The organism is Rheinheimera sp. (genome assembly GCF_020217005.1).
In the GTDB taxonomy this organism is placed as follows: Bacteria; Pseudomonadota; Gammaproteobacteria; order Enterobacterales; family Alteromonadaceae; genus Pararheinheimera.
This window is the reverse complement of record NZ_JAIWOI010000052.1, coordinates 1-10,000: the sequence shown is the minus strand read 5'-3', so window position 1 is coordinate 10,000 and position 10,000 is coordinate 1. Positions and strand designations below refer to the sequence as shown.

Genomic DNA, 10,000 nt, shown 5'->3' with positions numbered 1-10,000 from the left:
TCTGGGCTATGACCCGGGGTCGACCATTTCTGCACCTTATAAGTACCCATAGTAATTTTTGATTCAGCCAGAGGCCAACCGAGCAGGTCTGTGGGGATTGGGTCCAGCACATCTTTTAACAAAGTAACCAGTTCTGGTCTGGCTGAAGGATGGTCTTTGTGCAGATGAGTATCAAGAATAGCCCGTAGTTTCAGCTGATGCCCTTGTACTAGCTGAGCTATACGCCGCGCAAGAGGCAATACTGCATCGATAATGATGACTTCTGACGTTTCGGCTGATACCAACAAATAGCTGCACAAATCTTCGTGTTTTAACTGCACTAAGCCATTCAGTGGCAATAGTTCTGTGCTGCTGGCATCGCTTAATACCAGGCAGCAGGAGTTCACTACAGTTTTTAACGCCAAAATAGCCTGACAGGCCTGCTGGCACTCAGCTGGTGTCATCGCTGGCCCAAAAGACAAACGAATAGCGCCCTGACTGCGCCATAACGGCAACCCCATCGCATTGAGCACAAAGCTGGTCGGAATTTTGGAACTACAGGCAGAACCAGAGCTGACCCGGATACCGGCAGCGTCAAACAAGTCCATAATATCTTTACTGGCAAAGCCTGGCACCGAAAAGTTGATGGTGGTTGGCACTATATGGGGTTGATCACTGTTCAAAACTAAATCAGGAAAAACCTGACGTAATGCAAACAGCAGTTGCGCGCGATAGCTCCAGAGCTGGGTTTCAGGCTGAAAGACTGAATCTTGTTTTAAAGCCAACTGCTGAAAAATTGCCTGCAATGCTGCAATACCGGGTAAATTTTCAGTGCCGGAACGTAAACCACTCTCCTGCCCACCACCTGCCAGCAATGGCTGATAAGGCGTGCCTTTGCGTACATATAAAAAACCTATACCTTTTGGCGCATAGAGTTTATGGCCGCTAAAAGGTGCATAGTCTATGGTCATCTGTTCCAACTGCAGTGACATTTTGCCAAGCGCCTGCACACAGTCCACCATCCAAAGTACCTGCGGTGCAACCCCCCGGATCAACTGCTGCAACGCTGCTAAATCCTGTTTCACACCGGTTTCATTATTAGCCGCCATAGTGCAAATCAGCAAAGTATTCGGTAGTTCAGTGCGGATAAAGTCAAAATCCAATAAACCATGCTGATCCACGGGGATAGCTGTAATAGTTGCCCCAAGCTGCAACACCTGATTCCAGTGTTCCAGACTCTGGGGCACGGCTTTATGCTCGGTTGCGCCGTAGAGCAGACGATAAGCAGGACCGGTTTTTCCAGATAAACGAGCATGCAACAAAGCGGAGAAAATTGAACTTTGAATACCTTCAGTGGCACCCGAGGTAAAGACGATATCACCAGAGCCTGCACCTATTAGTTGGCGCGCCAGCTGTCTGGTACTCTCCAGCTCAACTTTAGCTTTAATACCTGTACTGTGACTGCTGCTAGGGTTACCAAACCCCTGCTGCATGGTGTGTTGTGCTGCAGCTGCAGCGCAGGCTAACACTGGAGTAGTGGCATTATTATCAAGATAAATTTCTTGTGGTCGCACCGCAGGTTTTTGCATCATTCACACCATATAACTAAAGGTTATATTATATATGGCAACATAATAACCAGCCCTAACTGCTATGACAAGGTGATCAAGGTAAGTACAGCTTATAGGATAATTTTGCCAAAGTAATTGCTGTTGCAGCTAGGCGACAAGCAATCGAGTCCCAAGGAGCATAGTCCACTATGTGACTTGGGCTCGGGCGCGCAGTCAACAACGCTGCGGCTGCAAATACGAAGGCACAAAAAAACCGCCTTTCGGCGGTTTTTGACTATTCGATTAAATCTTTTGGAATTTGTGAGCGTAAACCAGCCCAAATTTTTCCACTCTCTTTACCGTACTTGCGCACTGCAAATACGACTTCATCATGTTTACCTGCTTCGGCGTATTGCTTTAACTGACTATAGTAGCGGCGCGCCAATTCACGGGCTTCAGGTGATGAGAAGTAAAAACGGGCAATTTTGTTATACAGACCACGGAAGCCGTTTAAAATCAGCACATAAATACGATTAGAAGAATGCAATGCCATTTCATGGTTCAGGTTGTAGTCAAAAGCCGCAAAAGCTTCAGCTGTATCGGCTAAATCTTCAGCACCGGCAAAAGAGGCAATCACCTGGTCTTTATGAGTTTTAATAGCGCCACGAATATAAATTGCGCTGATGTTGGTGCGGGCAGAGAGCAGCTCGTCCACCAATTCAGGCATCCGCTCTTCATCTAAACGAGCTAAAGTTTCCAGAATATTTAAACCTGAAGTTTCCCAGAAGTTATTGACCTTGGTTGGTTTACCGTGTTGGATTGTTAACCAGCCATCACGGGCTAAACGCTGCAACACTTCTCGTAACGTGGTCCGGGTAACACCAATCAGCTCTGACAGTTCACGCTCAGCCGGCAGAATGGAACCTGGAGCAAATTTACCATTCCAGATAGATTCAACGATATACTCTTCGGCAAAACCAGCCGGGCTTTGTGCTTTTATTAAATTCATAGTCATGCGGAGGAACCCGTTGTCATTATTATAATGTCAGATAAATGGCACTGATTGTACCAGAGACAAAGCAGTTAACAAGCTATGGATTAAAAATAGCTGTTCGACGAGCATTGGGTTGTCTTTCCTTGATTTTTGCCTTAGATTGACCAACTTATAGTTTTGTTTTATCAAACAAAGGGATCCGAATGTTATCCAGTCTGGCAAAATGGTCAAAACAACGATCGGCGTGGCTTGTATTAGCTTTGTCGGCCGCTGTGTTGTTAGGTCTGGCGTTGTATTTTCAATATCAGATGAATTTGCAACCCTGCATGCTGTGTGTTTACGCCAGAGCTGCATTAGCCGGTGTACTGCTGGCGGCCTTGATTCCCTTAGTTTCACCAACAAATGCTTTGTTGCGCTGGACTGCTTTGCTTGGTTTTACTGCAAGTTCTGTATGGGGATTAATGATCACTCATGAACACGTAGGTGTAGAAGAGTTGGTACAATCCGGTGGTTTATACACCTGCAGTTTGTTCCCGGAGTTTCCACTTGGATTACCTTTAGACAAATGGTTTCCGGAAGTATTTAACCCAACGGGGATGTGTGGTGATATAGCCTGGCGTTTTATGGACCTGTCAATGCCTGTATGGACTCGCGTGATTTTTGTGGTCTATAGCCTGCTGGCTCTGACGTTAATCTTCAGCCAGTTTAAAAAGAAAAAGTACAACCCATACGACTAAATTCAACCTAAAAAGAAAAAGGAGCCGAAGGCTCCTTTTTCTTTATCAAAACAACAGATTAGCCAACTATAGCTAACAGTTCTACGTCAAATACTAAAGTGCTGAATGGTGCAATTTTGCCACCAGCGCCGCGCTCACCATAAGCCAGGTTATGTGGGATAGTTAAACGTAACTTGGTGCCAACAGGCATTAATTGCAGTGCTTCAGTCCAGCCAGCGATCACGCCAGAAACAGGGAATTCAGCAGGCTGACCACGGTCATAGGAGCTGTCAAACACAGTACCGTCAATCAGAGTGCCGTGGTAGTGCGTACGCACTGTAGAAGCTTTAGTTGGCTTCTCGCCTTCACCTTGCACTAATACTTCGTACTGTAAACCAGAGGCAGTTACAGTGACGCCTGGTTTCTTGGCATTTTCCGCCAGGTAAGCTTCACCAGCACCAGCTAAAGCTTTGGCTTGCTCTTCCTGTTGTTGCTGCATGCGCTGGCTGATCACCTGGAAGGCAGCACCAATTTGTTGTTCTGATACTTCCGGCTCGTCGCCCTGGAAAGCAGCTGCTAAACCTGCTGCAACCGCCAGAATATCTAAACCGTCAAACGGATTATCAGCCAGTTGCTGACCCATTTGCAGACCTATGCCATAACTGGCGTGTTGCTCTAAGCTGGTAAATTTAGTAGACATAAAGTTCACTTGTAGTTTGGCGCACAAAGCGCGTTATAGAAGCGCAAATCAAATTCGGCTTCAGTTTCAACCTGATGCATCATCAGATCACGAAAGTTGTTGTAGTTGCTGCCATAAACCTAACACAAGGTGTTGGTCTTGTTCGGTGAGCTCACCACCGGCAATAGCCAATTCCAGACTTTGCTGCACAGAACCAGTGAGTTCAGCGTGTTCAAATGGCTGTTCTGTCAGCTCTAAACGGCCTACAGCTAAATCAAAGTGGCCCCGCAAATAACCACCGGCAAATAATTCATCATCACTGGCATGTTGCACCATTTCATCTAAAAACCGGGCAACCTGCTGAATATAGGCCTGAATATCCTGCATTTTTACTCCTCCAGACCTAGTCTGTACATCACATAATCATTGTAACCCACCAGCACAGGGATCAAACCCTGCAATTGCTGATCAAGGCTAACATCGCCGGTATCGGCCAATAAAGGCCGGCCTGCCAGCTGCTGTAATTTTGTTTTAGTCGCCACTAAGCAAATATTAGCGCGGCCTACAGCGCGAATTACAGCAGGGCTTAATTGTTGATTGCCGCGGCCAAACACATGACCCTGGCCTCCTATTAAAGTGATCACCAGTTTGCTCGGATAATCCTGCACCAGAGTCAGCAGTTCTGCGGCTGTGACATCGCTGGCGATCAGTTCGCCATTTTCCACCACATCCACACCTAACAAAGTATTAGGCAGGCCGAGCTCTTTCATTACGGCAGCAACAGTGGAACCTGAACCCATCACATAACGCACATCATCTTCCATGCTGCTGGCGATATAGGCTGCTAAATCATCCAGTACCAGTTCTTCGGATTCTTTACCGCCGTTTTTTACGCTTTGGATATATCGAAGCTCCGCAGGAATTCGCATTTCACCAAAACGTTTGGCTCTAACTATGCCTTGGCGAAAAGCGGTTTCGTCTATATCCATCACAGCAGCTTCAGTTAAAGTGACTAACTCGCCTTTGACCAACTGGGCTATGACTTTACCTGCAGCAGAGGGGCTGATGGCATAGACTCCAGAGTGAATTTTACAACCAGCCGGCACACCGAGTACAGTTGAGCGCTCTCCGACCGCAGCACAGATGTTGCGCGCGGTACCATCGCCTCCGGCAAATAACAACAAGTCAACGCCTTGCTCTGCAATAGTAGTAGCGGCCCGTTCTGTATCTTCGGCAGAAGTGTGGCTGGATGCAGGCGTATAACAAATCTGGAAGTGAAAACCTAAAGACGCCAGTAAATCAGCGCCCATAGCACCGGCAACAGTCAGGATCTGCAGCTGATCTTTCAGAGGCAGTAATTGCTCTAAGGCTAAAGCAGTTTTATGTTGCGCCTGAGGCACTGCACCTAAAGCAAGTGCTTGTTCTACCACGCCGTCGCTGCCCTTAAGCGCCACGGCGCCGCCCACTCCGGCTACCGGATTGATTATTAAACCTAAACGAAACAGACTGCTCACACTAGCCTCTACAGCGTAAAAAAAACGCAGCATTGTAGCCTTTTACCAGCTCCATGCCCAGCCAGACTTAGAGCTTTTGCTGCTGCCCTAAAGTATCAGGCAAAGAAAAAGCCATGAGCGTGGCAGCCAAAGAGGCCACTGCAGCACTGACAAAAGTTAAGGTCGAGCCAGGACCGTCCGCCCATAACACGCCAGCACAGTAAGCCCCAATAGCTCCACCACCGCCGTAGACCACACCGGCATATAAAGCCTGACCCCGGCTGCGCTGAGCTGGTGCAAAAAAACTTTGAATAAACTGCATAGCGCAGCTGTGTGCCAACGCAAAACTGGCGGCATGGAATAGCATACTAAAAGCCAGCCAGTACCAGTGCTGTGCCAGATAAGCCACAATCAGCCAGCGCACAATAGTGATGCCATAACAAAAGGTCAACAGCACACGATAGCTAAAACGGCGTAACACCTTGCCCGCGTAAAAAAACGCGACAATCTCCGCCAGTACAGCCAGCGCTATCATCAATCCCGAGGTGAAACCGCTGTAGCCCAAGTCACGGCAATACAAAATAAAGAAACCATAAAAAGGCGCAAAGCTGATTTGCATTAAAAAAGTTGCGGCCATAAAGCGTAAAAACACCGGATGCTTAAACAAGGTGCGAAAACGAATAGACTGCTGCCCTTCGGTATTTTTTAAAGTAAAAGAAGGCAATAAAAACAAAGTACCAAGCAGCAGAGCCAGAAACACAGTAGCGCCCCACGGCAAGAACTCTGAACCAAAATACTGCAACAACAATCCACCCAGCATCACAACCACTATATAGCCTACACTGCCAAAACTACGGACCCGGCCATAGATTGTGCTGTCGTTGTTCAGATAATAAAAGGCACTAACTTCAAGTTGCGGCAAAATCGCAGTCCAGAACAAACTGAATAAACCTAGTCCCAACACCAATGGCCAATAACCAAAATCAACATAGCTACTTAACCAGCCAATAGATGCCAGCACAGCACCAAAACGCATCACACTAATAGGATCGCCTTTACGCTCCACCACCATAGCCCAAAGACTGGGACCAATGATGCGGCTGGTTGTGACTATTGCCAGTAATAAGCCTATGTCATGTGAATTGAAACCTCGGCCATCGAGAAACATTGGTAAATAAGGAACAAAAATACCCAAGACGGCAAAATAAGAGAAGTACGCAAGTCCCAACGCTTTGGTGGTGGTTAGATTCATCAGATTTCCACTACAAAAATAAACAGCACAGTGGCCGCAGAGAAAAACAAAACGCCGCATAAAGCGACGTTTGTATTTTACCTTAAAGTGTTAAGGCTGCCTTGCTATATCTGGTGTTGTCACAACTACATCGGCATTTTGTGCTCTGTGTCGCAGGAAATGATCCATCAGCACTATCGCCAGCATAGCTTCAGCTATAGGCACAGCCCGAATACCGACACAAGGGTCGTGGCGACCTTTGGTGATCATCTCTGTTTCTTCACCATTGGTGGTAATAGTTTTACCCGCAATGCTGATACTGGACGTAGGTTTTAACGCAATACTGACGTTAATATCCTGACCTGAAGTGATACCGCCTAAGGTGCCACCGGCATGATTCGCGCTAAAGCCAGTTAAACGCAGCTCATCGCGATGGGTCGATCCGCGCTGTTCTACGACGGCAAAACCATCGCCAATTTCAACAGCTTTCACCGCATTGATACTCATCATGGCATGGGCTATATCAGCATCAATACGGTCAAACACAGGCTCACCCCAGCCGACAGGCACATTGGACGCTACTACATTAATACGGGCCCCCACTGAGTCACCGTCTTTTTTCAATTGACGCATATACTCATCTAACTGCTCCAGCACATCCGCATCAGGGCAGAAAAAGGCATTTTGTTCCACTTGTTCCCAGTCCAGCTTTTGCGCTTTGATTGGGCCAAGCTGCGCCAGATAACCACGAATTTCGATACCAAACCTGGCTTTTAAGTACTGCTTGGCAATGGCACCAGCGGCAACACGGACCGCAGTTTCACGGGCCGATGAACGACCACCACCACGGTAATCCCGAATACCAAATTTGTGCCAGTAGGTGTAATCCGCATGACCTGGGCGAAACAAGTCTTTAATAGCTGAATAATCCTGTGAGCGCTGATCGGTATTTTCAATTAACAAACCTATGGAAGCACCAGTACTCACGCCTTCAAATACGCCGGATAAAATTTTTACTATGTCATCTTCCCGGCGCGCTGTGGTGTAGCGAGAGGTACCTGGTTTACGTCTGTCCAGTTCGTGTTGGATCTGTTCCAGGTCGAGCTTTAAGCCGGGCGGCAAACCATCCACTATGCCACCAATGGCGGGGCCATGGCTTTCACCAAAGGTGGTCACTTTAAACAGTTGGCCTATAGAATTACCCGACATCTTTCACCCCTGCATTTCTTTATATATTTCTGTAGATTAACTTCGTAAACTATGCGTTGAAACTGTGCTGATGTTTCACCAAATCTGCTTTGCTGATAGCAAACACACCTAAGCCACCGCGCTCAAATTCCAGCCATTGCAATGGCAGATCCGGATACAGCTCTTGCAGCGCGACCATGCTGTTTCCTACTTCACAAATCAGCCAGCCTCCGTCGTTTAAATGCTCTGCAGCTTGCGCCAAAATACGGCGTGTCAGCGCTAAACCATCCTGGCCAGAGGCTAATCCTAATTCTGGCTCATGGTGGTATTCCTCTGGCAAATCCGCCATGTCCTCAGCGTCGACGTACGGTGGATTGGTCACAATCAAATCATAGGTTTGGCCGGTAATGGCATCATAACCGTCTGATAACATTGGAAACACCTGGTGTTCCAGCTCATGCTGTTCGATGTTAAAAATCGCCACATCCAGCGCATCTTCGCTGATATCCAAGGCGTCCACTTCGGCATTTGGAAACTGTTTGGCACAAGCAATAGCAATACAGCCTGAGCCTGTGCATAAATCTAAAATACGGGCCGGTTCATGTTCCTTAAACCAAGGTTCGAAACTGCGACTAATCAGCTCGCCTATAGGGGAACGCGGCACTAATACCCGCTCATCCACGTAAAAACTCAAACCACAGAAAAAAGCCTGCTGGGTTAAATAAGCGGCTGGAATACGCTGTTCAATGCGTTGCAATAACAGGTCACAAAATACTTGAGCTTCGGAGCTAGTCACGCGCAGTGGCAACAGGTTTTCTGTAATACGTGCGATGTCCAGACTGTGTGCAAGTAACAAGGCAGCTTCATCCCACGGATTGTCTGTGCCATGACCAAAATAAATATGGGCTTTATTAAACTGACTGACAGACCAGCGTAACCAGTCATGGATAGAATGCAGCTGGCGGATGGCTTCGTTGATAATTTCCGCAGTCAGATGGCTGCTTTGATGCTCTGTCATTGTGTTTTACTCTAGTGATTGGTTAGACTTCGGGCATGCAAAAAAAACCACCAGTTCCAGATCTTCCTGATGAAGAAAAACAGCTGTTCCGTGATTCGGTAGCAGGCGCACGCCCCTTGCAGCAGGACAAGATACCTTTTGCCCGCCAGCCCGGCAAGGTCAGAATGGCCGCCACTTTAACAAATAGCAGTCCAGATAGCCATTTGTTTTACTTTTCCGATCAGTATGAAGGTTTTTTCAGCGACAGTCAGACCTTGTCCTTTGTACAAACAGGGGACGACCCTGGCTTAGCCAGGCAATTAAAACGCGGCGAGTTTCGCCCTGCTGTTATTTTGGATTTACATGGTTTAACACAACCACAAGCCAAAACTGAACTGGCGGGTTTATTAGCGTATTGTGAGCAGCAGCACTTTAACTGTGCTTGTGTGGTGCATGGCAAAGGCTTAGGGATCCTCGCAAGACGAGTACCTAATTGGTTAGTGCAGCATCCGAATGTAAGAGCTTTTCATACAGCCCCAACTGAATGGGGCCGGGATGGCGCTTTGCTGATATTGCTTAAAACGCCGATTTAACTCAGCTCATGACACTGATTTAACTAAACTTAACAGACTTGGACAGGCGTATTCCAGTAACATACCTTTGTGCTGATGGTAATCAATGCAAGCCACGCCAGCAGTGTCAAAAATAGGTGTCTGACCACTGCGGGTAAAAGCTTCCACTAAAAAGCTAACCAGAGGCATATGCGACACCAGTAAAATTTTGGCCTGTGGATGTTCTGCATAGAACAGGTCCAGAAAGTCGACAACCAGTTGTGCATTGCCTTCAGGGACCAGATCCGTATTCAGTTCAACAGCTTGTGCCGACAGGCCTTTTTGCAGCAAAAGTGCGGCAGTTTGCTGTGTCCTGCGATAAGGGCTGGAGAAAATCCGGTCAAATGCACTATAGTGGTGATGCAGCCACTCTGCCATTTCACTGACTTCGGCCTGACCTGCTGCTGTTAACTGTCGTTCACTGTCGCTTAAGTACTGCGGTTCAGCTTCACCGTGCCGCATAATAACCAAATTAACCATCGTTGCTACCAGTTACAACTTCGCGACGCTCGCGAAAAGAGTGCGCTATGATAATGAAAGTTAATGCCGACAGTAACTGCTA

At 47.4% G+C, this 10,000-nt stretch carries 11 protein-coding genes; 2 read left to right on the top strand and 9 right to left on the bottom strand.

Translation table 11 applies throughout. The features are described 5' to 3' along the window. Positions 1-1,568: aminotransferase class V-fold PLP-dependent enzyme (locus LDL40_RS02640; protein WP_300993532.1), on the bottom strand; the 1,568-nt coding region annotated here is incomplete at its 3' end. A 256-nt stretch (positions 1,569-1,824) separates the two neighbouring features. Then, positions 1,825-2,544, bottom strand: a complete 720-nt coding sequence (fadR, locus tag LDL40_RS02635; protein ID WP_300993530.1) for a fatty acid metabolism transcriptional regulator FadR — start codon at positions 2,542-2,544, stop codon at positions 1,825-1,827. 182 nt (positions 2,545-2,726) lie between these two features. On the opposite strand from fadR, the gene dsbB reads away from it, so the two are divergent. Next, complete coding sequence (gene dsbB / locus LDL40_RS02630; protein WP_300993528.1) at positions 2,727-3,260, top strand: disulfide bond formation protein DsbB; 534 nt, start codon at positions 2,727-2,729, stop codon at positions 3,258-3,260. 58 nt (positions 3,261-3,318) lie between these two features. Here the strand turns inward: dsbB and LDL40_RS02625 are convergent, their stop codons facing one another. The 6 genes from LDL40_RS02625 to prmB form a co-directional block, all read right to left on the bottom strand. Next, positions 3,319-3,939 (bottom strand): FKBP-type peptidyl-prolyl cis-trans isomerase, encoded by a 621-nt coding sequence (locus LDL40_RS02625; protein ID WP_300993526.1) that lies wholly within the window; start codon positions 3,937-3,939, stop codon positions 3,319-3,321. A gap of 87 nt (positions 3,940-4,026) precedes the next feature. Beyond that, the gene (locus LDL40_RS02620; RefSeq protein ID WP_300993524.1) at positions 4,027-4,305 is read right to left on the bottom strand and encodes a YfcL family protein; all 279 of its coding nucleotides are present in this window, start codon (positions 4,303-4,305) and stop codon (positions 4,027-4,029) included. 2 nt (positions 4,306-4,307) lie between these two features. Continuing rightward, positions 4,308-5,432 carry an ATP-NAD kinase family protein gene (locus LDL40_RS02615; protein ID WP_300993522.1) on the bottom strand — a complete coding sequence of 375 codons (1,125 nt, stop codon included), beginning with the start codon at positions 5,430-5,432 and terminating at the stop codon, positions 4,308-4,310. 67 nt (positions 5,433-5,499) lie between these two features. Then, positions 5,500-6,663 (bottom strand): MFS transporter, encoded by a 1,164-nt coding sequence (locus tag LDL40_RS02610; RefSeq protein ID WP_300993520.1) that lies wholly within the window; start codon positions 6,661-6,663, stop codon positions 5,500-5,502. Positions 6,664-6,753: 90 nt separating this feature from the next. Beyond that, positions 6,754-7,851, bottom strand: a complete 1,098-nt coding sequence (gene aroC, locus LDL40_RS02605; protein ID WP_300993518.1) for a chorismate synthase — start codon at positions 7,849-7,851, stop codon at positions 6,754-6,756. A 49-nt stretch (positions 7,852-7,900) separates the two neighbouring features. Next, the gene (prmB, locus tag LDL40_RS02600; protein WP_300993516.1) at positions 7,901-8,848 is read right to left on the bottom strand and encodes a 50S ribosomal protein L3 N(5)-glutamine methyltransferase; all 948 of its coding nucleotides are present in this window, start codon (positions 8,846-8,848) and stop codon (positions 7,901-7,903) included. A gap of 35 nt (positions 8,849-8,883) precedes the next feature. Here prmB and smrB point away from each other — a divergent pair, with 35 nt between their 5' ends. Continuing rightward, entirely contained in the window at positions 8,884-9,420 is a 537-nt protein-coding gene (smrB, locus tag LDL40_RS02595; RefSeq protein WP_300993514.1) for an endonuclease SmrB, read from the top strand. Positions 9,421-9,426: 6 nt separating this feature from the next. Here smrB and sixA read toward each other — a convergent pair whose 3' ends face one another. Further along, positions 9,427-9,918 carry a phosphohistidine phosphatase SixA gene (gene sixA / locus LDL40_RS02590; protein WP_300993511.1) on the bottom strand — a complete coding sequence of 164 codons (492 nt, stop codon included), beginning with the start codon at positions 9,916-9,918 and terminating at the stop codon, positions 9,427-9,429. Positions 9,919-10,000: the final 82 nt, after the last annotated feature.

Bases quoted from the DNA above. Each gene is read 5' to 3' on its own strand.
- fadR (WP_300993530.1), bottom strand. From the start codon at position 2,544: ATGACTATGAATTTAATAAAAGCACAAAGCCCGGCTGGTTTTGCCGAA.
- dsbB (WP_300993528.1), top strand. From the start codon at position 2,727: ATGTTATCCAGTCTGGCAAAATGGTCAAAACAACGATCGGCGTGGCTT.
- LDL40_RS02625 (WP_300993526.1), bottom strand. From the start codon at position 3,939: ATGTCTACTAAATTTACCAGCTTAGAGCAACACGCCAGTTATGGCATA.
- LDL40_RS02620 (WP_300993524.1), bottom strand. From the start codon at position 4,305: ATGCAGGATATTCAGGCCTATATTCAGCAGGTTGCCCGGTTTTTAGAT.
- LDL40_RS02610 (WP_300993520.1), bottom strand. From the start codon at position 6,663: ATGAATCTAACCACCACCAAAGCGTTGGGACTTGCGTACTTCTCTTAT.
- aroC (WP_300993518.1), bottom strand. From the start codon at position 7,851: ATGTCGGGTAATTCTATAGGCCAACTGTTTAAAGTGACCACCTTTGGT.
- prmB (WP_300993516.1), bottom strand. From the start codon at position 8,848: ATGACAGAGCATCAAAGCAGCCATCTGACTGCGGAAATTATCAACGAA.
- smrB (WP_300993514.1), top strand. From the start codon at position 8,884: ATGCAAAAAAAACCACCAGTTCCAGATCTTCCTGATGAAGAAAAACAG.
- sixA (WP_300993511.1), bottom strand. From the start codon at position 9,918: ATGGTTAATTTGGTTATTATGCGGCACGGTGAAGCTGAACCGCAGTAC.